Origin of the sequence: Rahnella ecdela, assembly GCF_019049625.1 — a bacterium.
GTDB classification, from domain to species: domain Bacteria; phylum Pseudomonadota; class Gammaproteobacteria; order Enterobacterales; family Enterobacteriaceae; genus Rahnella; species Rahnella ecdela.
Genome location: NZ_JAFMOY010000109.1, coordinates 1 through 23,095, shown reverse-complemented (window position 1 = coordinate 23,095; position 23,095 = coordinate 1). Strand labels below are relative to the sequence as shown.

Annotated in this window: 22 protein-coding genes and 1 riboswitch; of the genes, 9 read left to right on the top strand and 13 right to left on the bottom strand. The window is 50.2% G+C overall.

From position 1 onward, the window contains the following. Window positions 1–117 precede the first annotated feature (117 nt). The 3 genes from der to J1784_RS03755 all read left to right on the top strand — a co-directional run bounded on the left by der (window position 118) and on the right by J1784_RS03755 (window position 2,868). Window positions 118–1,602: a ribosome biogenesis GTPase Der gene (gene der / locus J1784_RS03765; protein ID WP_217148090.1), complete on the top strand. Its 1,485-nt coding sequence runs from the start codon at window positions 118–120 to the stop codon at window positions 1,600–1,602. Between the two features lie 66 nt (window positions 1,603–1,668). Beyond that, window positions 1,669–2,625 carry an AEC family transporter gene (locus J1784_RS03760; RefSeq protein WP_217148089.1) on the top strand — a complete coding sequence of 319 codons (957 nt, stop codon included), beginning with the start codon at window positions 1,669–1,671 and terminating at the stop codon, window positions 2,623–2,625. Window positions 2,626–2,637: 12 nt separating this feature from the next. Next, a complete protein-coding gene (locus J1784_RS03755; protein ID WP_217148088.1) occupies window positions 2,638–2,868 on the top strand; it encodes a zinc ribbon domain-containing protein in 231 nt (76 codons plus the stop codon). On the opposite strand, the gene J1784_RS03750 is transcribed toward J1784_RS03755, so the two are convergent. From J1784_RS03750 to J1784_RS03740, 3 genes are all read right to left on the bottom strand, one after another. Further along, window positions 2,853–3,197, bottom strand: coding sequence for a protealysin inhibitor emfourin (locus J1784_RS03750; protein ID WP_217148087.1), 345 nt, complete (start codon window positions 3,195–3,197; stop codon window positions 2,853–2,855). The two genes, J1784_RS03755 and J1784_RS03750, sit on opposite strands and share 16 nt — an antisense overlap. Further along, window positions 3,198–4,232 (bottom strand): M4 family metallopeptidase, encoded by a 1,035-nt coding sequence (locus J1784_RS03745; RefSeq protein WP_217148086.1) that lies wholly within the window; start codon window positions 4,230–4,232, stop codon window positions 3,198–3,200. A gap of 135 nt (window positions 4,233–4,367) precedes the next feature. Then, window positions 4,368–5,450 carry a LacI family DNA-binding transcriptional regulator gene (locus tag J1784_RS03740; RefSeq protein ID WP_217148085.1) on the bottom strand — a complete coding sequence of 361 codons (1,083 nt, stop codon included), beginning with the start codon at window positions 5,448–5,450 and terminating at the stop codon, window positions 4,368–4,370. 214 nt (window positions 5,451–5,664) lie between these two features. Here J1784_RS03740 and J1784_RS03735 point away from each other — a divergent pair, with 214 nt between their 5' ends. Both J1784_RS03735 and J1784_RS03730 read left to right on the top strand, forming a co-directional pair. Beyond that, a complete protein-coding gene (locus J1784_RS03735; RefSeq protein ID WP_217148084.1) occupies window positions 5,665–6,978 on the top strand; it encodes an MFS transporter in 1,314 nt (437 codons plus the stop codon). After that, a complete protein-coding gene (locus tag J1784_RS03730; RefSeq protein ID WP_217148083.1) occupies window positions 6,975–9,338 on the top strand; it encodes a glycoside hydrolase family 31 protein in 2,364 nt (787 codons plus the stop codon). Before J1784_RS03735 ends, J1784_RS03730 begins: the two co-directional genes overlap by 4 nt. Window positions 9,339–9,396: 58 nt before the next feature. Here J1784_RS03730 and xseA read toward each other — a convergent pair whose 3' ends face one another. Beyond that, window positions 9,397–10,770 carry an exodeoxyribonuclease VII large subunit gene (gene xseA / locus J1784_RS03725; RefSeq protein ID WP_217148082.1) on the bottom strand — a complete coding sequence of 458 codons (1,374 nt, stop codon included), beginning with the start codon at window positions 10,768–10,770 and terminating at the stop codon, window positions 9,397–9,399. 168 nt (window positions 10,771–10,938) lie between these two features. Between xseA and guaB the strand changes: the two genes are divergently transcribed. Both guaB and guaA read left to right on the top strand, forming a co-directional pair. Next, window positions 10,939–12,405 carry an IMP dehydrogenase gene (gene guaB, locus J1784_RS03720; RefSeq protein ID WP_217148081.1) on the top strand — a complete coding sequence of 489 codons (1,467 nt, stop codon included), beginning with the start codon at window positions 10,939–10,941 and terminating at the stop codon, window positions 12,403–12,405. Between the two features lie 103 nt (window positions 12,406–12,508). Then, complete coding sequence (gene guaA, locus J1784_RS03715; RefSeq protein WP_217148080.1) at window positions 12,509–14,086, top strand: glutamine-hydrolyzing GMP synthase; 1,578 nt, start codon at window positions 12,509–12,511, stop codon at window positions 14,084–14,086. A gap of 94 nt (window positions 14,087–14,180) precedes the next feature. Here guaA and J1784_RS03710 read toward each other — a convergent pair whose 3' ends face one another. After that, a complete protein-coding gene (locus tag J1784_RS03710; RefSeq protein WP_217148079.1) occupies window positions 14,181–14,954 on the bottom strand; it encodes an NAD(P)H-dependent oxidoreductase in 774 nt (257 codons plus the stop codon). An 85-nt stretch (window positions 14,955–15,039) separates the two neighbouring features. On the opposite strand from J1784_RS03710, the gene J1784_RS03705 reads away from it, so the two are divergent. Then, on the top strand, window positions 15,040–15,933 hold the full coding sequence (locus J1784_RS03705) for a LysR family transcriptional regulator (RefSeq protein WP_217148078.1): 894 nt from the start codon (window positions 15,040–15,042) through the stop codon (window positions 15,931–15,933). A 45-nt stretch (window positions 15,934–15,978) separates the two neighbouring features. On the opposite strand, the gene J1784_RS03700 is transcribed toward J1784_RS03705, so the two are convergent. Together J1784_RS03700 and J1784_RS03695 are read right to left on the bottom strand one after the other, a co-directional pair. Then, entirely contained in the window at window positions 15,979–16,644 is a 666-nt protein-coding gene (locus tag J1784_RS03700; protein ID WP_217148077.1) for a DUF3313 domain-containing protein, read from the bottom strand. A 139-nt stretch (window positions 16,645–16,783) separates the two neighbouring features. Beyond that, on the bottom strand, window positions 16,784–17,233 hold the full coding sequence (locus J1784_RS03695) for a GNAT family N-acetyltransferase (protein WP_217148076.1): 450 nt from the start codon (window positions 17,231–17,233) through the stop codon (window positions 16,784–16,786). Window positions 17,234–17,394: 161 nt separating this feature from the next. Further along, window positions 17,395–17,494: riboswitch (TPP riboswitch) on the top strand. 65 nt (window positions 17,495–17,559) lie between these two features. On the opposite strand from J1784_RS03695, the gene J1784_RS03690 reads away from it, so the two are divergent. After that, the gene (locus J1784_RS03690; protein ID WP_217148075.1) at window positions 17,560–18,831 is read left to right on the top strand and encodes a tyrosine-type recombinase/integrase; all 1,272 of its coding nucleotides are present in this window, start codon (window positions 17,560–17,562) and stop codon (window positions 18,829–18,831) included. On the opposite strand, the gene J1784_RS03685 is transcribed toward J1784_RS03690, so the two are convergent. The 6 genes from J1784_RS03685 to J1784_RS03660 form a co-directional block, all read right to left on the bottom strand. Continuing rightward, a complete protein-coding gene (locus J1784_RS03685; RefSeq protein WP_217148074.1) occupies window positions 18,828–19,382 on the bottom strand; it encodes a recombinase family protein in 555 nt (184 codons plus the stop codon). The genes J1784_RS03690 and J1784_RS03685 overlap by 4 nt on opposite strands. 429 nt (window positions 19,383–19,811) lie before the next feature. Continuing rightward, complete coding sequence (locus tag J1784_RS03680; RefSeq protein ID WP_217148073.1) at window positions 19,812–20,273, bottom strand: hypothetical protein; 462 nt, start codon at window positions 20,271–20,273, stop codon at window positions 19,812–19,814. Further along, window positions 20,273–20,638, bottom strand: coding sequence for a hypothetical protein (locus J1784_RS03675; protein ID WP_217148072.1), 366 nt, complete (start codon window positions 20,636–20,638; stop codon window positions 20,273–20,275). The genes J1784_RS03680 and J1784_RS03675 overlap by 1 nt, the downstream gene beginning before the upstream one ends. Before the next feature lies 1 nt (window position 20,639). Beyond that, entirely contained in the window at window positions 20,640–20,804 is a 165-nt protein-coding gene (locus J1784_RS03670) for a hypothetical protein (protein WP_217148071.1), read from the bottom strand. Further along, window positions 20,805–21,026 carry a recombinase family protein gene (locus J1784_RS03665; RefSeq protein WP_217148070.1) on the bottom strand — a complete coding sequence of 74 codons (222 nt, stop codon included), beginning with the start codon at window positions 21,024–21,026 and terminating at the stop codon, window positions 20,805–20,807. 103 nt (window positions 21,027–21,129) lie between these two features. Then, the gene (locus tag J1784_RS03660; RefSeq protein ID WP_217148069.1) at window positions 21,130–22,062 is read right to left on the bottom strand and encodes a hypothetical protein; all 933 of its coding nucleotides are present in this window, start codon (window positions 22,060–22,062) and stop codon (window positions 21,130–21,132) included. Window positions 22,063–23,095 lie beyond the last annotated feature (1,033 nt).

Here is a 23,095-nt window from a genome sequence, read left to right as displayed (position 1 = left end):
GCGTAACTGGTTTTGAGTGGTTGCGTTGTAACAATTTGAATTATAGTGGTTTGTATTGAAATTCTGCAGGCCCGCTATTTGCGTTTTGCACCATATTAAAAAAACTGAGGCTTCAAAATGATACCTGTCGTTGCGCTTGTAGGGCGCCCGAATGTGGGTAAATCCACTTTATTTAACCGCTTGACCAAAACGCGTGACGCGCTGGTTGCGGATTTCCCGGGTCTTACGCGTGACCGCAAGTATGGTCGTGCCGAAATTGAGGGTAATGAATTCATCATCGTGGATACCGGTGGTATCGACGGTACCGAAGACGGTGTTGAAACCCGGATGGCGGGGCAGTCTCTGCTCGCAATCGAAGAAGCGGATATCGTGCTGTTCATGGTAGATGCACGTGCGGGCCTGATGCCTGCCGATCAGGGCATTGCCCAGCATCTGCGCAGCCGTGAAAAAGCCACTTTCCTGGTCGCGAACAAAACTGACGGTCTGGATCCGGACAGCGCTACCGGTGATTTCTACTCACTGGGCTTAGGCGAAGTTTATGCTATCGCCGCTTCGCACGGTCGTGGCGTCACGCAGCTCATCGAACACGTTCTGATCCCGTTCGTGGGTGAAAAACCGGTAGAAGTCGAACTCACTGAAGAAGAGGCTAACGCCGCTTACTGGGCTGAGCAGGAAGGCACCGGTGATGAAATTCCTGAAGACGTGGAAGACGATTTCGATCCCCAGTCGCTGCCAATCAAACTGGCTATAGTAGGGCGCCCGAACGTAGGTAAGTCCACACTGACTAACCGTATTCTGGGCGAAGAGCGTGTCGTGGTTTACGACATGCCGGGCACCACGCGTGACAGTATTTATATCCCGATGGTACGTGACGAACGTGAATACGTTCTTATTGATACCGCCGGTGTGCGTAAGCGCGGTAAAGTGACTGAAACCGTAGAGAAATTCTCGGTAATCAAAACCTTGCAGGCGATTGAAGATGCCAATGTGGTGATGCTGGTTATTGATGCCCGTGAAGGCATTTCCGATCAGGATCTCTCGCTGTTAGGCTTCATCCTCAACAGCGGGCGCTCACTGGTGATTGTCGTTAACAAATGGGACGGCATGAACGAAGAAGCGCGTGCACAGGTGAAAGACCAGTTGGAACTGCGCCTCGGCTTTGTCGATTTCGCGCGCATCCACTTCATCTCTGCCCTGCACGGCAGCGGCGTGGGTAACCTGTTTGAATCAGTGAACGAAGCGTATACCTGCGCTACCACGCGTGTAAGCACTTCCTTATTGACCCGTATCATGCAGATGGCCGCTGACGATCACCAGCCACCGCTGGTTAACGGTCGTCGCGTTAAGCTGAAATATGCTCATGCCGGGGGTTATAACCCGCCAATCGTGGTTATTCACGGTAACCAGGTGAAAGATCTGGCTGATTCTTACAAACGCTATCTGATGAACTATTTCCGTCGTTCACTGAAAGTGATGGGTACGCCAATCCGCATTCAGTTCAAAGAGGGTGAGAACCCGTATGAAGGCAAGAAGAACTCGCTTTCTCCGCACCAGCAGCGTAAGCGCCGACGTCTGATGCAGCACCTGAAAAACAAATCCTAAACGAATGGGGTGCATGAAAATGTACCCCATTTTTTTGTCTTCATTTTCCCGCAAGGAGCTGGCTGGATGTTCTGGCAGACCTGGAGTTTTGCGTTTGGCGTTACGGTTCCCAATTTATTGATCCTGCTGTTGGGCATGTTTTTACGCCGCACTGGCCTGATGGACGACAGTTTTAACGAGAAAGCCAGCCGTCTGGTTTTCAATATTGCGCTGCCTTGCCTGCTGTTTTTTAGCGTGGCGCAAGGGCACGACTCCTCCGGTTCTAATTTGCCGCTCGCCATTTATGGTGGCCTCGGCACCGTTGTGACCTTTCTGCTGCTGGAACTGGTGGCCATTAAGCTGGTAAAAGATCCCCGTGAGCGTGGCATTTTTGTGCAGGGCGGATTTCGCGCGAATACCGGTATCGCCGGACTGGCCTATGCGTCGCTGGCATTTGGTAGTGAGGGTATTGCGCTGGGGTCAATGTATCTGGCGGTGACTGTGATCCTCTTCAACGTACTGTCCGTGATTACGCTGACCCGCAGTCTGAAAGGCGGGCAGGGGAAACGTATCGGACTTAAGCCTATCCTGCATGGCATTGTGACTAATCCTCTGATCATCGGGCTGGTGCTCGGGCTGGCGTTTCATTACAGCCATTTACCGATGCCGCCGACGATTGCCAGCACCGGTGATTTTATTTCCGGGATGGCGCTGCCGCTGGCGATGTTGTGTGCCGGAGCGAGCCTCGACTGGAAAGCGATGTTCCGCAGTTCAAACGTGGCGGCCTGGTCTTCTGCTTCGCGTGTGATATTTGTGCCTGCTTTGATGACCTTTGGTGCATGGCTGTTTGGCTTTCGCGACGCTGCGCTCGGCGTTATATTTCTCTTTTCCTGTACACCGACGGCGGCGGGCAGTTACGTCATGACCCGCGCGATGGGGGGGAACGCCACGCTGGCGGCCAACATTATTGCCGTCACGACGCTGGGCTCATTTTTCACGACAGCACTGGGTCTGTATTTACTGCGGACGCTGGGCGTCATTTAGAGGGGAATAACGATGGATGCGCTGTGTCCGGTCTGCGGTCAGCCGATGAGCTGGGTAAGCGGTCACTTTCACTGTGATACCTGCCATACCGATTATAAGCAAACGGCGTTGTGCCCGGATTGCCAGCAACCGTTGCAGGTACTAAAAGCCTGCGGAGCGGTAGATTACTTCTGTCAAAACGGGCACGGGATGATTTCTAAAAAACGGGTAACGTTGACGTATTTACCTTATTCCGAAGAATGAACGTCGGGCGGAGCTTGTTTCCATAAATCCACCAGCTCTTCGGGGGTCTCGGTTTCGGGAATAATCACCACCAGACTGGCAGAATGCTCCGCCGAGGCGTAATAAATCTCCAGACGGAAATAACGCTGGTCACCCCGACCGGCGTTTTCTTTTTCCTGAGCATAGGGCAGGGCTTTGTTGATCAGCTGGCAAATTTCCCGCCGTTTATCATCACTCATGCCCGAAAGCTCAACCCGTCGCGGTCCGCTGAGTTTGGGGATAAAAGCGACCCCTCCCTCACGGTAGATTTCAATTACCGTATTACTTTCCAGCGAATCTAAAGGTTTCATTTACATCACCCCAACCTGCTCCCAGGCTTCACGAACTGCTTGGGCGACAGTATCGTCAAAGCGTTTGCCTGCATTTTTAACCGTCAGCTGCGCGAAGGCGACAAAGTCTGCATCTTTTGCCAGGGATTTATCGCAGACCGTGTCATACCAGACATAACCCGCGCGTTCCCACGCATTCCCACCCAGTTTAGTGGCCGCCAGATAAAATGCGCGGTTTGGGATCCCCGAATTGATATGTACGCCGCCGTTATCGTCGCGGGTATTCACATAACCTTTCATGTCGGCAGGCTGCGGATCTTTGCCGAGTAAGGGATCGTCATACGCAGTGCCGGGATGGGACATCGAACGCAGTCCGGTGCCATGAATGCCTTTTGCCAACAATCCCTCACCGATAATCCAGTCGGCTTTATCGGCGGTTTGTTTGAGATGGAACTGTTTCACCAGTGAGCCAAACACGTCCGACAGGGATTCATTCAGCGCGCCTGATTGCCCGTTATAGTCCAGACCGGATTCCGATTCTGTTACACCGTGGGAAAGTTCGTGCCCGACGACATCAATGGCGATAGTGAAACGGTTGAAAATCTCACCGTCGCCGTCACCAAAGACCATCTGCTGACCGTTCCAGAATGCATTCTGATAGCCTTTATCGTAATGAACGGTGCCGAGCAGGGCCAGCCCTTTGCCATCGAGCGAGTTACGTTTGTAGGCCTGCCAGAAGAAATCATAAGTAACGCCGAGATAATCATAGGCTTCATCAGCAGACACGTCACCGTTACTGGCCTGACCTTCTTGACGAACCGATTCGCCAGGCAGTTGCGTGGTGTTTTTGGCGTCATAAATATCACGCTCTACCTGGCCCGCTTTGGCGGTCACAATCTTCTGCGGTTTCGCATAAGGCTGCGCCATCAAGGTATTGACGTGTACCAGCGTCTGTTTTGCGCACCGGCGCTGAGGTTCTGATCCGTGTTCGATAATACGGTTAAGCATATAGGGCGGGATAACGCTGTGGTAACGCTTCGCTGAACTGTGATTCATCATGAATCTCCTTATCAAGGCTCACCCGCAGGTGAAAGAAAGGTGTTCTGACCATCGGATACTGAAATGTGGCTAATGATTCACCATCTCCGTCAGTATAGGCCTGCTCCGCGTCGCGTCTGTAAAAGATGAGATTTATCTGTCCGGCTGTAAGTCATACAATTTATGCGGATGGGAAGTCACTGCGCGTCCGGAGGCTTTTCTGACCGAATCCCGCACCACCAGCTTACCTTGTAACAATTGCGTGGTGTGCGGCGCATCCGGGCGAAACATGCGACGCTGAAGCAAAGCAATCGCCTCTGCGCCCAGTTCATCACGCGGAACATGGACAGCCGTCAGCGGAACATCGTGGATCTCCGCCAGATTAAACCCGTCGGTACTGATAATGCTGATATCGCCCGGCACGGACAAACCGCGTTTTGATAACGCCGCCACTATGCCTGACGCCATAAAATCGCCTCCGGCAAGAATCGCAGTGGGAACCGGCTGCTCGGGCGTCAACGCATCCAGATATTCCAGCAGCGCTTGTTCACTTTCCTGCGCGCCAAAACCGGAAGTATTAATCAAATGTTGCTTGTCGCAGAAGGTCTGATGATGACGTGCAAATGCCTGTTTGATGCCGGTCAGCCGCAGTTCCATCGTATGGCGGCGCAGGCATTGCACGGTCACGATATGCTTATGACCCTGAGAAAACAGATAATCGCAGGCGACATCACCCATCGTCTGGTGATCCGGGCTCACACTGTCGTGGTGCATAAAGCGGTCATAGCAGTTAACCAGCACGCAAGGTTTGCCCATCTCAGAGGCAAGCTGGTGAATATGTGGATCGTCAATGCCGACCAGCATCCCTGCTTCAGTTAGCGGTTCTGTCATTTTGGAGATAAACAGCGCCGCGTCAGCATTTTCCTCTTCCATCGCACAGTAGCGGACGCGAACTTCATGATTGGCAGTCGCTGCCAGAATGCCCTGGATCACTTTGTAATAGAAAATATCACTGCGCACGTCAAACGCACGGGCCGGGGCAAAAATCATAATATTGTTGAGCATCAGCCGGCCGGTGGAAAGGCCATCCAGTACGCCCTGAGATTTGGCGCATTCCAGTACTCGGTCGCGCGCATTGCTGCTGGTGTTATTTTTTCCGGCCAGAACCCGTGAAACCGTGCTGATTGAAAGCCCCGTCTGGTCGGCAATTTGCTGGATATTTAACTTTCCTTTCAAACTGTGATCTCCTTCAAAATCGTCCATGCAAAATTTTTCACGTGAGAAGGTCGGGAACACATAAGCTTTTATCCGTCCTGAATTCGCCCCGCAGTTATAGCGTGAAAGCTTTTGCAAAAAATCACGTTTCGCTCACAAATCCGTCTGCCTACTCTGCAGAAGACCCTCATATAACACATCATCTGCGGCCTGGCCGACGGGTGGGAGAACGGACATGACAATTGAGATCAACACCGAAACGACGGCTGTTGCCGGACGTCGAAAAATAAAAGCCTTACGCTGGTGGATGCTGGCACTGTTCCTGTTGGGGGTGACGGTAAACTACGTCACGCGAAATTCTCTGGGTCTGCTGGCGGCTGAACTGAAAACCAGCCTGAATATGACCACCGAACAATATTCTTACATCGTGGCGGCCTTTCAGGCGGCTTACACCATCTTCCAGCCATTGTGCGGCTGGCTGATTGATGTGATTGGTTTAAAACTGGGTTTCCTGATTTGCGCTTCAATCTGGGCCGTCGTTTGTATGCTTCACGCCGGGGCGGGCAGCTGGATCCAGCTGGCGGTTTTGAGATTCTTCATGGGCAGCGCAGAGGCGGCGGCGACGCCGGCCAATGCCAAAGCGATTTCCGACTGGTTCCCGCGTAAGGAACGTCCGGTCGCCGCAGGTTGGGCTGGCGTCGGTTTCTCGATTGGCGCCATGCTGGCTCCGCCGATTATCCTGGTTGCTCACCTGTCATTTGGCTGGCGAGGTGCCTTTCTGTTCTGCGGCGTACTGTCGATGTTGTGGGTATTGCTGTGGTGGAAGTTCTACCATTCACCGGAGACACATCCGAATTTAAGCAAAGATGAGCTGGCGCTGATCCGTTCCGATAACGAGCCGCAACAAACGCGTCTGCCGTTTATCAAATCGCTGAAAATTGTCTGCAAAAACAAAAAATTCTACGGGATCGCCATTCCGGCATTTCTGGCCGAACCAGCCTGGGCCGTATTCAGTTTTTGGGTGCCGTTGTACCTTGCCAACGAGCGCGGGATGGATTTAAAACACATCGTGATGTTCGCCTGGTTGCCATTCCTGGCCGCCGATCTGGGGAGTATTGCCAGCGGCTATCTCACCACGCTGTACCGCAAAGTGTTTGGCTGCACGCGTATTAATTCCATCGTCGCCAGCTCAGTCACCGGCGCATTTATGATGCTGTCTCTGGCACTGGTTGCCGTCACGAAAAGCCCGTACGCCGCCATCGCGCTGATCTCCATTGGCGGATTCGGTCATCAGGTGATCTCCTGCATGCTCAGCGCCGTGGTGGTCGAGACATTCGATAAACATCAGGTCGCCACGGTGAATGGTATGCGCGGGTCGTCTGCGTGGATCGCCAGTTTCCTGTTTTCACTGCTAATCGGCGCAGTTGCCGACAAAATGGGTTTCAATCCGCTGTTTATCGCCATGGGATTCTTTGATTTGATTGGGGCGGTTTTCCTGATTGCCCTGATCGCTGAACGCCGCAATCCGGCAAAAAGGGAGAGTGTATGAAGACGTTAAAACACTGGGAGATTGCCGGGCAACACGATGCAGGTATTGATTTACGTGTCGATGGTAACCATCTGTTTTCGGTGCGCGTGTTGGAGCAGGGATTAATCCGCGTATTTATTCAGCGCAATGGCGAGCTGGCGCTGGATCGTACCTGGAGCATCGCACCACAAAATGACGTGCCGTGGGAAGGGCGTGACCGCCTGAGCAACGAAGGTTTTTCACTGCCGGGCTATCAGCTGGAACAAAGCGAAGACGGTCTGATCCTGACTACTGACGCGCTGCGCGTGACGGTACATCAGCCGCTCTGGCTGGAATGGGAATATAAGAATGACGCTGGCGCGTGGCTTCCTCTGGTGAAAGACCGTAAAACCGGCGCCTATATGCTCGGCGTTAAAAACGATGCGTCAGCGCACTATCAGCTGCGTGAGGCGCAGGACGGTGTCTACGGGTTGGGTGAAAAAGCCGGTGACCTTAACCGCAGCGGTCGTCGTTTTGAAATGCGCAATCTGGATGCGATGGGTTACAACGCCGCGAGCACCGATCCCTTGTACAAACACATACCGTTCACCATGACGCGCCGTAATGAGGTCAGTTTTGGCCTGTTCTACGACAATCTCAGCAATGTCTGGCTTGATCTCGGCAATGAACTGGATAATTACCATTTACCGTATCGTCGTTTCAGCGCTGAAGCGGGCGATCTGGATTATTACCTTTTCATCGGACCGACGTCTCTCGACGTCACCAAAAAGCTGGTACGTCTGACCGGTAAAACCACGTTTGGCCCGAAATGGAGCCTCGGCTACAGCGGCTCGACCATGTATTACACCGATGCCCCGGACGCCCAGCAGCAGCTGATGAAATTCATCACGCTGTGCCAGCAGCATGAAATTCCGTGCGATTCCTTCCAGCTTTCATCGGGTTACACCTCGATTGGCAATAAGCGTTACGTGTTCAACTGGAACTACGACAAAGTGCCGGAGCCGGAAGTGATGTCAAAGGCGTTCCTGGACGCCGGTATTCGTCTGGCGGCCAACATCAAACCTTGCCTGTTGCAGGATCACCCGCAGTACGGGCAGGTGGCGGAGCAGGGACTGTTTATCCGCGACAGCGAAAACAATGTGCCGGAACGCTCTGTTTTCTGGGACGATGAAGGCTCGCATCTCGATTTCACCCATCCTTCGGCGGTACGCTGGTGGCAGGAAGGCGTGACGCAGCAGCTGCTGGAAAAAGGCATCGGTTCGACGTGGAATGACAATAACGAATATGAAGTCTGGGACAGCGATGCGCGCTGCCACGGCTTTGGCAAATCCATCGCCATCAAACATATCCGCCCGGTGATGCCGCTGCTGATGATGCGGGCATCCTTTGAAGCGCAGCAAAGTTTTGCGCCGGAAATCCGTCCGTATCTGATTTCACGTTCCGGTTGCGCAGGCATGCAGCGTTATGTGCAAACGTGGAGTGGCGATAACCGCACCAGCTGGCAGACGCTGCGCTACAACACGCGTATGGGCATTGGCATGAGTTTATCGGGTTTGTACAACGTCGGGCACGATGTCGGCGGTTTCTCGGGCGATAAGCCGGATGCCGAACTGTTTGTCCGCTGGGTACAAAACGGCGTGATGCACCCGCGATTCACCATTCACTCCTGGAATGACGATCACACGGTAAATGAGCCGTGGATGTACCCACAGGTGACGCCGCTTATCCGCGATGCCATCCGTCTGCGCTACCGTCTGCTGCCGTATTTCTACACTTTGCTGTGGCAGGCTCATGCGGACGACGAGCCGATGCTGCGTCCGACATTCCTTGACCACGAGCACGACAAAAACACCTTCGCAGAAACCGACGATTTCCTGATGGGGCGTGATTTACTGGTCGCCAGCGTAGTGGATGAAGGTCAGCGTGAACGTGATGTTTATCTGCCGGATAACGGTATCGGCTGGTGTGATTTCTACACCGGAGAATGGTTTGCGGGTGCTCAGACAGTCACGCTGAATGCACCTCTGGATCGTCTGCCGTTGCTGGTGCGCGCGGGCGCAGCGTTGCCGCAATCCTGCCGTCTGGCGCATGTTAATACCCACAAAGATATGCTGCGCGAATTACATGTATATCCGGTGCCGGGTCAGGCTAAATCGTCAGGTATGCTGTTTGAGGACGACGGCGAAAGCCACCGCTGGGAACAGAATCATGCGCTCTGGCTGAACTGGGATATTGCCAGCAACGATCAGCGAATCGACATCACGCTGGTGCAGCGCGGCGATTTCAAACCTGCATGGAAAACCCTGAATATTGTGCTGCCGGAAGGCGAGTCGCGTGAAGTTTGGGTGAATGGTGTGAAAACGAATAACTATAATCTGTAATCTTTTCAATCACCTCCCCCGTCGCCGGGGGAGGCTAAGAGTTTTTTAAACCCAGCACTTATTTAACCGCACGTTTCCGCGCTTTCTTCTCCACCACAATCGATTTCACTTCACTTTCAATCCAGCCATCGGCCAGACGCGTTTTCAGCGTATCGCCCGGTGCGGTCTGCGTGGTTTTCTTCAGCAATGCGCCCTGTGGCGTCGTCGTCACGCTGTAGCCACGGGCGAGGGTCGCCAGCGGGCTGACGCTTTCAAGTTGTGTGCAGGCGGTTCCAAAACGCTGGCGACTTTCGGTCAGCTGCGATGACATCGCCTGTTGCAGCCGGTATTGTAGTTGCTGGACCCGTTGCTGAGCGTGGTGAATACGCGGTTGCGGCTGTTGCTGTGTCAGGCGCTGCTGTAAACGGTCGGTGCGGCGCAGCATCTGGCGCAGCTGGTTTTGCATCGCTTCATCCAGACGACGGCGCAGCTTGAACAACGTCGTTTGCTGGCGCGCCAGACGCAAATGCGGATGCTGCTGTTGCAGGCGATGATTCAGACGAGTGAAGCGCTGAATCAACTGCGCGAGGTAATAATCCATCGCCATTTCGAGGCGCTGCTGCTGGGACTGGATCTGACGCAGCAGTTCAAGCTGATTGCGGCTGATGAGCTCTGCGGCGGCCGACGGCGTTGGCGCACGTAAATCAGCGACAAAATCAGCAATGGTAACGTCGGTTTCGTGGCCGACGGCGCTGACTACCGGAATGCGGCTGGCAAAAATCGCCCGCGCCACGCGCTCATCATTAAAGCTCCACAAATCTTCCAGTGAACCGCCACCGCGCCCGACAATCAAAACATCCACTTCTTCGCGGGTATTCGCCAGCTTAATAGCTCTGACAATTTGCGCCGGTGCATCCACGCCCTGAACGGAGGTGGGATAGATAATGACGGGTAACGACGGATCGCGGCGCTTTAAGACATTTAAGATGTCATGCAGAGCAGCGCCGCTGGCGGAAGTGATCACCCCGACGCATTTAGCAGGCGAGGGCAGCGGTTGTTTAAACTGCGCATCAAACAGACCTTCGGCGGCCAGTTGCTGTTTCAGTAAATCGAATTTTTGCTGCAACAGGCCGTCACCGGCTTCCTGCATGCTTTCGGCAATCAGCTGATAATCACCACGCGGTTCATACAAAGTAATGGTCGCGCGAACCAGCACCTGCTGACCGTTTTGCGGACGGAATGTCGTGCGGCGGTTGGAATTGCGGAACATCGCGCATTTGACCTGAGCGCGGTCATCTTTGAGCGTAAAATACCAGTGGCCGGAGGAAGGCTGAGAGAAGTTTGAAATCTCACCGGAGAGCCAGATCTGACCCATTTCGTTTTCCAGCAACTGTCGGACCGTCTGATTCAGGCGGCTTACGGTAAAAATTGGAGGCGAAGAAGGTAGTGACATGTGATCCAGATCAAATTCAAAAACAGAGACTTAATCGGTTGATACTACATGCCCACAAAAGGTAATCAAGAAGTTTTTGAAATAGTTCTGGTCGGAATGCCTACTCACCTGTATACTCCCGCTGCAATATTTTATCTTTTCCGCATCCACCTTGGTGAGATATTGCCCATGCTACGTATCGCAAAAGAAGCACTAACGTTCGACGACGTTCTCCTTGTTCCAGCCCACTCCACAGTTCTGCCTAATACTGCCGACCTCGGTACTCAACTGACCGCTAAAATCCGTCTGAATATCCCTATGCTGTCCGCAGCGATGGATACCGTGACTGAAGCGAATCTGGCGATTGCTCTGGCGCAGGAAGGCGGCCTTGGATTCATCCATAAGAACATGTCTATTGAGCGTCAGGCGGAAGAAGTCCGTCGCGTGAAAAAGCATGAAAGCGGCGTTGTTGCTGACCCTAAAACCGTCACACCTGCGACCACTCTGCGTCAGGTTAAAGAACTCACCGAAATTAACGGTTTTGCCGGTTATCCGGTCGTGACTGAAGAAAACGAACTGGTCGGTATTATTACCGGGCGTGACGTGCGCTTCGTGACTGACCTGGAACAGCCTGTGACTGCGGTCATGACGCCGAAAGAGCGTCTGGTTACAGTCAAGGAAGGCGAAGCCCGTGAAGTCGTGCTGCAAAAAATGCACGAAAAACGTGTAGAGAAAGCGCTGGTTGTTGACGCGCAATTCCATCTGCTCGGGATGATCACCGTTAAAGACTTCCAGAAAGCCGAACGTAAACCGAACGCCTGTAAAGATGAGCAGGGCAGCCTGCGCGTCGGTGCGGCGGTTGGCGCAGGTGCGGGCAACGAAGAACGTATCGATGCACTGGTCGCTGCCGGTGTTGATGTTCTGCTGATTGACTCCTCACACGGCCACTCCGAAGGCGTTCTGGAACGTATCCGCGCAACCCGCGCTAAATACCCGGATCTGCAAATTATTGGCGGTAACGTTGCGACTGGCGCAGGTGCTCTGGCACTGGCGAAAGCGGGCGTGAGCGCGGTGAAAGTCGGTATCGGTCCTGGCTCAATCTGTACTACCCGTATCGTCACCGGCGTCGGTGTTCCGCAAATTACTGCTGTTTCTGACGCAGTTGAAGCGCTGGAAGGTACCGGTATTCCTGTCATCGCAGATGGCGGTATCCGCTTCTCCGGCGATATCGCAAAAGCTATTGCTGCCGGCGCAAGCTGCGTGATGGTTGGCGGGATGCTGGCGGGTACAGAAGAATCTCCAGGCGAAATCGAGCTGTTCCAGGGCCGTTCGTACAAATCATACCGCGGTATGGGGTCTCTGGGCGCGATGTCCAAAGGCTCTTCTGACCGTTACTTCCAGACTGATAATGCTGCTGACAAACTGGTGCCGGAAGGTATCGAAGGTCGCGTAGCGTATAAAGGCCGTCTGAAAGAGATCATCCACCAGCAAATGGGCGGTCTGCGCTCCTGTATGGGGCTGACCGGTTGTGCTACCATCGACGACCTGCGCACCAAGGCTGAGTTTGTCCGCATCAGCGGTGCCGGGATCCAGGAAAGCCACGTACATGACGTGACGATTACTAAAGAGTCACCGAACTACCGCATGGGTTCCTGACCCGAATGACAGCGAGCTTAAGGCTCGCTGTCTGCTTTTAGATTGTTAGAAAAATTAACCTGTTGTTTTAACGCTTTTATTGCTTTCTGGAAAACGCCCCCTCATGAGCGAAAATATTCACAAGCACCGTATCCTTATCCTCGATTTCGGCTCCCAGTACACCCAACTTGTTGCGCGCCGCGTGCGTGAACTGGGTGTCTATTGCGAACTCTGGGCCTGGGACGTAACCGAAGCCCAAATCCGCGAATTCAATCCGAACGGGATCATCCTGTCCGGCGGCCCGGAAAGTACCACCGAGCATGACAGCCCGCGCGCCCCTGATTATGTCTTTGAAGCCGGTGTACCGGTTCTGGGCGTTTGCTACGGCATGCAAACTATGGCGATGCAGTTAGGCGGCCATGTTGAAGGCTCTAACGAGCGCGAATTTGGTTATGCGCAGGTTGAAGTTCAGACTGAAAGCGCGTTGATCCGTGACATTCAGGATGCCCTGAGCGAGAACAACAAACCGCTGCTCGATGTATGGATGAGCCACGGCGATAAAGTGACTGCCATCCCGTCCGATTTCGTGACCGTTGCCAGCACCGAGACTTGCCCGTTTGCCATTATGGCCAACGAAGAAAAACGTTTCTACGGTGTGCAGTTCCACCCGGAAGTCACGCATACCCGCCAGGGCCTGCGTATGCTCGAGCGTTTCATCATGGACATCTGCGAGTGCGAAGCCTTGTGGACGCCAGCGAAAATCATTGAAGACGCCGTTGAACGTCTGCGTGTGCAGATTGGCAACGACCACGTGATCCTCGGCCTTTCCGGTGGTGTTGATTCTTCCGTCACCGCCATGCTGCTGCACCGCGCCATCGGCGACCGTCTGACCTGCGTCTTCGTGGACAACGGCCTGCTGCGTCTTAACGAAGCGGATCAGGTTCTGGAAATGTTCGGTGACCGTTTCGGTCTGAACATCGTTCACGTTGCTGCCGAAGAGCGTTTCCTGTCTGCGCTGGCGGGCGTAGATGAGCCAGAAGCTAAACGTAAAATCATCGGCCGCGTCTTCGTTGAAGTGTTCGATGAAGAAGCCTGCAAGCAGGATGAAGTGAAATGGCTGGCCCAGGGTACCATCTACCCAGACGTGATCGAATCAGCGGCCTCTGCTACCGGCAAAGCGCACGTGATCAAATCGCACCACAACGTGGGCGGTCTGCCGAAAGAAATGAAACTGGGTCTGGTTGAGCCGCTGAAAGAGTTGTTCAAAGACGAAGTGCGTAAAATCGGACTGGAACTCGGCCTGCCATACGACATGCTTTACCGTCATCCGTTCCCGGGTCCAGGTTTAGGCGTTCGCGTGCTGGGCGAAGTGAAGAAAGAGTACTGCGACCTGTTGCGTCGCGCCGATGCTATCTTCATCGAAGAACTGCATAAAGCCGACCTGTACAACAAAGTCAGCCAGGCTTTCACCGTCTTCCTGCCAGTCCGTTCCGTAGGCGTGATGGGCGATGGCCGTAAATACGACTGGGTGGTTTCCCTGCGCGCAGTAGAAACCATCGACTTTATGACTGCACACTGGGCGCACCTGCCGTACGATTTCCTCGGCCGCTGCTCGAACCGCATCATCAATGAAGTCAACGGCATTTCCCGCGTGGTGTATGACATCTCCGGTAAGCCACCGGCAACGATTGAGTGGGAATAAGTTTTAGCGCAAGCTGAGCCTTAGCCCCATAAAAACGCCAGTGTGATCGCAAGATCCACTGGCGTTTTTTTATGCATGAAATCTTTTCAACGTATTATTTCACATGCGCCGAAAACCCGTTTATCTCCGGTGTGATATCCGTTTTTAGCGTCAATGAAGGAATATCGTAATCGCCGCCATTTTGTTGACGAAATGCAATTGGTGAAGCGTTTTCTAATGTATTCAGACGTTCAGTGAGTTCGTAAAGCATTTGCGAGTAGCGGTTTTCATCCGTCCGCCCGGTGCGGTAAAACACCAGCGGCGGCAGGACGGTGAATCCCGGATAATGCAGGATCCCGTGGTGGATCGGAAACAGTAAGTCGTCGATCGGGCCGTTGATGCCACGCGCGCTGTAATGCGGTTCCCAGCCGCCCGTGGTGACTATCAACATGGCGCGTTTACCGGTCATTTTGCCTTCTCCGTAGCGATCACCCCAGTGTGTGTCGGAATGTTCACCAACGCCATATGCAAATCCATAGGCATAAACGCGTTCCACCCAACCTTTCATAATCGCAGGCATGGAGAACCACCACAGCGGGAACTGGAAAATCACCGTATCCGACCACTGCAATTTTTTCTGCTCAGCGGCTATGTCAGGGCTTTGCGTGCCATTATGATAAGCGTGCTGCGAATCTTGTGATGGCTGGAAAGGTCCCGGCGAAGGCTCGGTATTATCTCCGGCATCCAGCGCGGCTTTCCATTGCATTGCATACAAATCTGAAACCTGCACATTGTGCCCGGCAGCCTGTAAATGGCTGACTGCAAAATCTTTTAGCGAACCGTTTAATGACTGTGACTCAGGGTGGGCATACACGATCAAAATGTTCATGATGATATCTCCGGTAAGTGATGAACGCAGAGTAGGCCGCTGTCAGGTATAGTTGAAATGAATTGATCATATAACAGGTATAGCGATGGGTAATTTCGGTCGTCTGGATCTCAATCTCTTGCTGACGCTGGATGTCTTGCTGGCAGAGCAAAACGTCACACGCACTGCGCAGCGCCGTCATCTTTCACAACCTTCCATCAGTGTCCAGCTGGCGAAACTGCGCGAATTTTTCAATGATCCGCTGCTGCTGCCGGGGCCACGGGGAATGCGTCCTACGGCACGTGCAGATGAATTGCGTGAACCGCTTCGACACGCGCTGGCGGCGCTGGAAAATGCTGTCGCAGCAGGTGAAACCTTCAATCCGTCGACAGCGCAAAATACCTGGCAACTGGGTGCTGCGGATTACGGCGAATCCACTATTGTTTTACCTGCATTGCAGGCGTTACGTGTGGCCGCACCTTCTGCCCGGCTGGCTATTTTTGAAACGTCGCCCGCGAGGATTATCCGCAAAATGGAGCAAGGGACGCTGGACCTGGCATTCCATACCTGTGAGGCGGTAACGAACGGATTGCACAGTACTTTACTCTTTGCAGAACGTTATGTTCTGGTGAGCAGAAAAGGACATTCTCTGATTAAAGAAGGGATATCGCTAACCGAGTTTTGCGCGTTGGAACATGTGATCGTTTCACCCGATGGCGGCGGGTTCTATGGCAATACTGACATCGCGCTGGCGGAGAAAAGTTTATCGCGGCGTGTGGTGCTTTCTGTACCGCATTTTTTGTTTGTAGTTCAGGTACTGATGACGACAGATCTGGTGGCGATGCTACCGGAGCGTCTGGTACGCGGGAATTCCGCTTTACAGATCACGGAACCACCGCTGGATGTTCCCGGTTTTGAGATGTACATGGTGTGGCACGAGCGCGCTCATCGCGACCTCTCGCACCAGTGGCTGCGTGAGTTTATTGCGGGTTCGGTATAAAAAAGGCAGCCATCAGGCTGCCTCTTAGAAAACGTAATAACGTAATTACTGAGGATCTTTAAACAGCAGCGTATCGTTCGCCATGCTGTCTACGACGCTTTTCAGGTCATTCGCTGTGACTTTCTGGGTATCGTTAGAAACTTGTTTACCAAACCCTTTACGGACCACTTTGATTACCGGTTTACCGGTGCTCGCATCAATCAGCTCACCTTCGAAATACACTTCAGTGTCACGGGTACGGTGGCCGGTAGCAGTTTCTGTTCCGGCGATCACCAGCGCAACCGGGATCACTTCATAGAATTGCAGGCCTTCAGCAGAGGTATTCACACCGGTAATCGCGCCTTTGAAAATCAGAGTGCGCGGGCCAGCGTGATCGGTCAGTTGCATACGCGTAGCCAGAGCCGGTTTCATACGGCTGTTGGCGTAATCCAGAACGCCCTGGAGGGTGTCTTTACTGATTTGCTCGGTAGGCTGAGGTTCAGGATAGAACTTAATGGGTTCGTATTTGATGTAGGAATAGTTAGCTTTTTTGAATGAAGGGTCGATCCAGCGAAGAACCGGATTGCCGCTTTCGGTTTTAACTTCCTTAAGGCCCGAATAATCCCCAAGGAATCCCGAGAATTTATCCGTTTGTGTGACATGGTTGGTACAACCGGCTAAAAACAGCACGCCGGCGACAGCAGCAACCTGCATCAGTTTTATTTTTTTCATTCGTACCCTCGAAAAATTTTAAGGAAGACAAAGTATGTATAGCACCGCTGTGGAATTTAACCTCTTAACAACTAAGAAAAATTGATATGAGTCAGAATCGCGAAAAAACAGCCACATACCCAAATGATTGCTGTCTGAGTTATTTTTCAGGCGAATGAAATAGATAATACTCACCTTTAGGGCTGTCGCCTGTAGAGATAATGACCCAGCCTTTTGACAGGTAAAAAGCGACGGAATTTTGACTCTTTACCAGACATTTCAGAGAGCCTCTGCGGGTAAAGGTCGCTTCAGCCGCGTGCAGTAAGGCCGAGCCTGCGCCACTCCCCTGAAATTGCGGATCGACAAACAAATTATGCAGGAAATTCTCCTGCGTAAAAATTGAGGCAAATCCAAGCAGGTGCCCGTCACGTTCGGCGACGACAACCTTTTCGCCGATCACTGCACGATCAAAATCTTCCAGCTGAAAATCATCTTCCAGCCAGGTCCAGGTATGTTTTCGGGAAGCCAGATAAAGCGTGCGTAAAAACGGACGATCTGTCTCATTATAAGGGCGGATATTAAGGGGCGATGGCAACGAATAAGCCTCCATTAAGACTGTGGATGATTGCTGTCCGGAGTGCGCAATCAATAACTGATACTGCCAGCGGCTCTGGGTAAGTTCAATTTGGTTTTGCCAGCGATGCTGTTGACGGGCGTATTACCGGCTTATTAATTGTTGATTGATCTTCTGGCCTTTGCCGCCAATAATGCTTGCTTGACTCGGGGTGCCTGCTGACAAAGCCTGGCTGAGATTTTACCCGTATTACCTGATCTGGATTATGCCAGCGTAGGGTCGTTTATTTTTATATAAATCAATGAATTAGTGATTATCTCTTCTTGTTTTTACCTCTCACTGAGACAAGACGGAGAATAATTTTGTTATCCAAACCTATACGCTATACCTTCCTACGCAACTCCATTTACTACATTCAATTCTTATCATCAAAAGGCATGTTTAGACGGAGCCTATGCACTGATAGCCGTCGGGAAGCGGCTACGTTGATGATAGCTTTAATGCCTTACGTCTCCTTGGTAAAGACGGGGCAACTTACTTGTGACGAATTTAGCCGCTATGTGGAATTGGCAATCAGCAACAGGGCTTGGTTATCCTCGTCAAGACTTGCTATAACGCCCGCTATTCCTGAGATAGATCTTCCTGTTCAGACTCCCAAACCTAAGCTCGCTCTGTCCGAGGCATGGGTATTGTATAAAAGGGAGAAAGGAAAGAACTGGACTGCGGGGATAGCCTCCGCTAATGAAAGGTACGCACAAGTGTTGCTGGCTGTTTTAGGGCATCAAACTTGCGTTACGGCTGTTACAAAACAGGGGATACATGAGGTGATGGAAACTGTTGAGGGGCTTCCCAAACGTGTTATACAGCCCTATAGATCTATGACGATTGATCAATTGTTAGCTTGTGACGATGTACCTTCTGAAGATTTGATAGGAACTGAGGCTATACATAAGCATCTCAAAATTTATAAATCTTTGTTTAAAACTTTCTTGTGTGACGCAAAGGGTTTTATCGAATCGGCTCCAACGGATGGCGTGGTGGCTCCGCCTTCCTCTGCCCGTTATGGCGCTTATAGTAATAGTGAAATGAAAAAGTTTGTGAGATATGCCATTAGTTCAGGGGACGGCTGGATAAAGTGGATAGTTTTACTTCTGGCATATACAGGCGCTAGGCGTGGAGAAATCGCCAGGTTAACGAAAGAACAGGTTTGTTTTGATGATGATAGTATTCGCCACTACCTGCTGATTAAAGACGGTAAGACAGACAATGCAACTAGACAGGTTCCTATCCATCAGCATCTTATTGATTTGGGGTTTATAGATTTTGTTAACAACAAACAGGGGAGCTTGTTTCCCGAAGTAGCCTCTACGAACATGCCAAAAATCAGCAAGGTGTTATCAGACATTCGAGAGCAATTGGGTATCCCTTATAAGGATATGCATAATCAACGGCGCATTGTTCATAGCTTCCGTCATAGCGTTGTCACCGCTGCATCAGGTTGGATGAACAACGTTGCCCACCTGCAACAGGTTATAGGGCATGAAAAGACAGGAACAGGCATAACGGGAAGATACATGCACACTTTCCCCTTGCCAGTAATCTGCCATATCATCGATGGTTTGAATTGGCTTTAGCCTTTCATAGTTATTTCTTTTTTAATACGGAATACAGTAGCCCGCCCACATCCACAAAGTTTGGCTATTTCATCAGGTTTAATTCCCCTGTCGAGGTAGCCAATAACTTTGTGGCGCAATTCTTCATCTTTAGGTCTGCCATTGTAAGACCCTTTTTCTTTCGCAATAGCAATCCCTTCTTGTTGCCGCTGTCTGATAAATGAGCGCTCTAGCTCACCTACGGCCCCCAACATTGTTATCATGAAACGGGATGTTGGATTGTCAGAAAACTCCATGTTGTTATCAAGAAATCTTACAGTGATGCCAAGAGCTAAGAGGTCATCCAAAATAGTGAGCAGGTCACGAGTATTACGTGCTAGACGGTCTACACTTTTTACCGTCAGGATGTCCCCATTACGCAGGGAACGTATCATCATCTGGAGCTGTGGGCGTTCTGTATTTTTCCCACTCACTTTATCAATGTACAGGCGTTCACACATACTGAGGGCATGCTCCTGACGCTCTATGTTTTGTTCCTTGCTGCTTACTCTTATGTATCCAATATTCATCATTCAATCCTCAGTATCATAATGTGATGTTAACGGTACTGTATCATTTGAATTATGTAAACTGTTTATTGATACTAAAATCAATAGATGAATTTCTGTATCAAAACGTATACTTAACTGAGACAGGATTGGAAAGGGGAGGGGTAGGAGGAAAAGGAATGTGTTCAAATTCGTAGCTTGCAAGGCTGTGCAAGGTGACAAAGGGGGTGTACCCACCCTTGCTTCTATATGCATAGCACCTTTTTAGAATCTGCAAGAAATTATGATGTTTCGAGAGAGGTATTACACGGGGGAGGATAGACCCTCCTATGCAGGGGCATTCAATAGCATAGGAAAGCCTATAGACATTACGCTGGGGGTTTTGTGGGCATGGGGGATGTGTGAGGATAGGGGCATGGAAACTGTTAGAGTTGTAAAGCGCCAAGAATATATCTAGTAAAAATTCTCATCTGTTGCCCACTCTAGGCGATCTTCAAACTCTTCGTGATAACAATATGGACATTGAATGATTTTCCCCCCCAGATAATCAATTAGCATATCTCTACGAAATAGATATGGTGTGGAGCACCCGCCACATTTAACGTTTCTATTACGCTCTCTGAGGCGCGCCAGTTTATCTTGGGAGGATTGCAGTAGACCATTATCAATAACTATACGTATTGTTCTGGTGTCCGTGAATACGCCCGCAATGTCATTGACAGGGAAGCCTTCTAACTTTACATCCCTTACACTGTAGACGCTATTTCGTTTGTCAATAACTAGCCCTTTGTAAGAGAAGGTCATTCTCCCGTCGTGGGTATTAAATCCCCTCCAAGTAGCATCCTCCTCAGCAGAGTAAAGGGAACGTTTGATTGTTCCCACCCCATGTGTTTTAACTTGATAACCTTTACGCATTAGCTACCTTTACGTTGTTGTTTAAACCATTCAATGGCGCTTGCTGTGTTACGTAATGGTGATTCTGATTTTGGATTTCGCATACGCATGTTTTGTTTGAATATTTCAAGTGTAGTTTCTTGGTTTGATGGAACATTCATGTGTGGGGGGATGTAGACATTGTTCTCAGCTTTCTCCCGTAAAGCCTTCCAATATTCAGCCATGCTTTTATCATTAACACCTTGTTTTAATGGTGAGTAATTAATGGCTTGTTGCTTCTGTGCGTTCATATGCTGTATTGCTAATGATACAATCTCAACAGCTTCATCTTCTGAATGGCCTTCACTAATAAGTTGTGCGATAGCCTCGGGTACGTTCATGCTCATATTACTTATTTCTCCATTGGAATGTTTTATTAACGTCATAAATTTCTAAACCCATCAGCTTGATGTAATAACCCTCACGCCATATATTGGTAAACAAGTTTTTAGGAGTGATGTATTTTTTATCAGGATGATATGAAACAGGGGCGTTGATAAAGGCTTGCATCATTTATTCCCCGCTGTATTGAAGGGTCTTAAGATCAAGGCGTTTGAGTGTTTGCCTTACACTGTCAATTGTCCAGCTTTGCCCCCAACGAGTGGGAATGCCTTTCGTGTTTAATGCATTAGCTAAAGCCGAGTAGCCAAAACCATATCCAATTAGTTCTTCAAATAAAGGCTTTACCTTTGCATCGAAGATTGCTGTTTTAGAATTGCGGAGATTTTCGTACATAATATACCTTTTGTTATTGTTATAATTGGTTGTATGTTGTGATGACAATTAATTAAATTACGAATGACAAAATCAATAATACTGTCCATAGTGGCACTCTTTATTATTCCACATACTTCCTTATTTGGTCAGCCCAGTCTTGTAAATGAAGCTTATCGGGGAGGGCTGCTATCCGAACTGTTGATGCGTTTGAATGCATCGCGTGCCCATCATCCTCGTCGTATGGTTGATATGGGAATTCGGCATTTAATTCAGCATAAGCAAGTTTTGAATCATTACTAATTGGCCTTCCTTGAATGCGTTGAATCATTCGGGTGGCTTGTTGGGAGATGGAATTAATGCAACGTTCCATTGTGGCTACATCACCCTTTAAAGCGAGTGAGCGCAACGTGGTCTTGTCCCCTTCTGTAAAGTCTATTGGACATAGCAACGCATAAACTAAGCCCTGTGAGCGTCGGTAAGCCTCACTATCAGTTTTAAATGAAAAGCCGTATCCGTCATTGAGATTTATTCTTCCCATGCTTTCATAAATATCAACTCGCTTAATAAGATGTTCAGCGGCAGATAGAACATCCCGACAGTAACGCTCTTTGGGGGAGCTTTCTCCCTTGATGACACGACGTTTTCCTAACGTTCCCTGAACTCCTTTAGTTGAGAGATCTTCACTACGCATTACATAAACAAGTTGTTTCACCGGGATTCGTGTATTACCGCTTGAAACTGTAGATGCAGAATAAACTAAGTCGTCAAGTGTGCTATCCATATTGCTTTTACCGGTGTTTTCATCGTACTGAACATTAGCAAAATATGAAGCGTATGGGTTAGCAACACCTTTAGCCTTACGGCCTCTTGTCTCACCTTTTATTTCGGCGGTAGTATTTAAAGGCTCTCCAAAAAGGTCTGTTAAAACTTCCATTACGCTATCAGTTACATCATAGCCATTCGGGAGGATATCCAATGTTTCATTGATTATCTCACCAGTATCTTTGTCAATAGCTGTCATTAAGCCATCGATTTTAATCCATTTAATTTTCATTGTTGTTATTATCCTGAATGGAACTATTTCGGCGGTAGGTATTAAAGCTACAAATTTTACTTGCATTGTATGGAAGTGAAGAAGAATAACGCCTTGTTCAATGCCTTACGGCATCTCACTTACGGCAAAGAAAATAAGTCAAAAGTACGCAGACAGGAAGTTTTCACCTAAACGGTTCACCTTCTCTGTCAACAATGCTGTAGGGTTTGATGGGGCTTAGCGAAGCCGTAAGGCTGAGATAGCTTCTCTGCGTTAATAGCCTGCACGGCTAGTGCGTTATCTTTCTTGTTCAGTTGTCATATACTCTTCTAGAGAAGGCAAGGAGGATTTTTATTACCCTTATAGAAATACTAACTCCGAAAATCGATTTCTTACCGGAAAAACTTGCATAAGAACCATGATTCTTTTGATGTCTCTATAACTGTATAACTCCAAAAATGGGATTTTTATCGGCTGTTGGATGCAGCTATTTTATATATCATTGTTAATTGGTAGATTAAAGCGTTGTCTTTTTCTACCTATGGCCTTTGTCATTGATGATAGCATTACAACTTTCTAATTTGGAACTCATACAAAGTGAGAGGATAGGCTTTACATGCCATTTAAGCACAGTGTAACGCATCAGGAGGGGCGATGAGTGAAAAGATATGGAATGGTATTGATAGATAAAATGTAGTGGTAGGGGTGCCTTATATTAAGAAATTTAAAATATGCTACGATATGAGAGGAGACACTAGAAATCTTGTTTCACCTTCACCTATTTTAGGTTTGTTTCGTAAACCATACGGGGAGTACCTTCCCTCACATTGTGCCCCAGACTAATCGTCTAGCTATGTTATATAGAATTATAGCGGGGATGTTGGCACATTCCGGCTTTCTGGAGGCGGCGCATTCTCTACAGGCCTGGACCCTGTAAATAATTCTGTGTAACTGCCATCGTATTAAAGGTGAGCGCTCAGGCGGTCACCGAACTCGATAATAAAACGACTCATCGCCAGCCGCCAGTTTTGGATCGGCATACTCCATTTCTTTG

Coding starts and splice junctions, on each gene's coding strand:
- xseA (WP_217148082.1), bottom strand. CDS start 10,770: ATGTCACTACCTTCTTCGCCTCCAATTTTTACCGTAAGCCGCCTGAAT.
- J1784_RS03680 (WP_217148073.1), bottom strand. CDS start 20,273: ATGCGTAAAGGTTATCAAGTTAAAACACATGGGGTGGGAACAATCAAA.
- J1784_RS03705 (WP_217148078.1), top strand. CDS start 15,040: ATGGGTAATTTCGGTCGTCTGGATCTCAATCTCTTGCTGACGCTGGAT.
- J1784_RS03660 (WP_217148069.1), bottom strand. CDS start 22,062: ATGAAAATTAAATGGATTAAAATCGATGGCTTAATGACAGCTATTGAC.
- J1784_RS03685 (WP_217148074.1), bottom strand. CDS start 19,382: ATGATGAATATTGGATACATAAGAGTAAGCAGCAAGGAACAAAACATA.
- J1784_RS03750 (WP_217148087.1), bottom strand. CDS start 3,197: ATGAAACCTTTAGATTCGCTGGAAAGTAATACGGTAATTGAAATCTAC.
- J1784_RS03730 (WP_217148083.1), top strand. CDS start 6,975: ATGAAGACGTTAAAACACTGGGAGATTGCCGGGCAACACGATGCAGGT.
- J1784_RS03665 (WP_217148070.1), bottom strand. CDS start 21,026: ATGTACGAAAATCTCCGCAATTCTAAAACAGCAATCTTCGATGCAAAG.
- J1784_RS03755 (WP_217148088.1), top strand. CDS start 2,638: ATGGATGCGCTGTGTCCGGTCTGCGGTCAGCCGATGAGCTGGGTAAGC.
- J1784_RS03695 (WP_217148076.1), bottom strand. CDS start 17,233: ATGGAGGCTTATTCGTTGCCATCGCCCCTTAATATCCGCCCTTATAAT.
- J1784_RS03700 (WP_217148077.1), bottom strand. CDS start 16,644: ATGAAAAAAATAAAACTGATGCAGGTTGCTGCTGTCGCCGGCGTGCTG.
- J1784_RS03670 (WP_217148071.1), bottom strand. CDS start 20,804: ATGATGCAAGCCTTTATCAACGCCCCTGTTTCATATCATCCTGATAAA.
- J1784_RS03735 (WP_217148084.1), top strand. CDS start 5,665: ATGACAATTGAGATCAACACCGAAACGACGGCTGTTGCCGGACGTCGA.
- J1784_RS03760 (WP_217148089.1), top strand. CDS start 1,669: ATGTTCTGGCAGACCTGGAGTTTTGCGTTTGGCGTTACGGTTCCCAAT.
- J1784_RS03675 (WP_217148072.1), bottom strand. CDS start 20,638: ATGAGCATGAACGTACCCGAGGCTATCGCACAACTTATTAGTGAAGGC.
- der (WP_217148090.1), top strand. CDS start 118: ATGATACCTGTCGTTGCGCTTGTAGGGCGCCCGAATGTGGGTAAATCC.
- J1784_RS03745 (WP_217148086.1), bottom strand. CDS start 4,232: ATGAATCACAGTTCAGCGAAGCGTTACCACAGCGTTATCCCGCCCTAT.
- guaA (WP_217148080.1), top strand. CDS start 12,509: ATGAGCGAAAATATTCACAAGCACCGTATCCTTATCCTCGATTTCGGC.
- J1784_RS03710 (WP_217148079.1), bottom strand. CDS start 14,954: ATGAACATTTTGATCGTGTATGCCCACCCTGAGTCACAGTCATTAAAC.
- guaB (WP_217148081.1), top strand. CDS start 10,939: ATGCTACGTATCGCAAAAGAAGCACTAACGTTCGACGACGTTCTCCTT.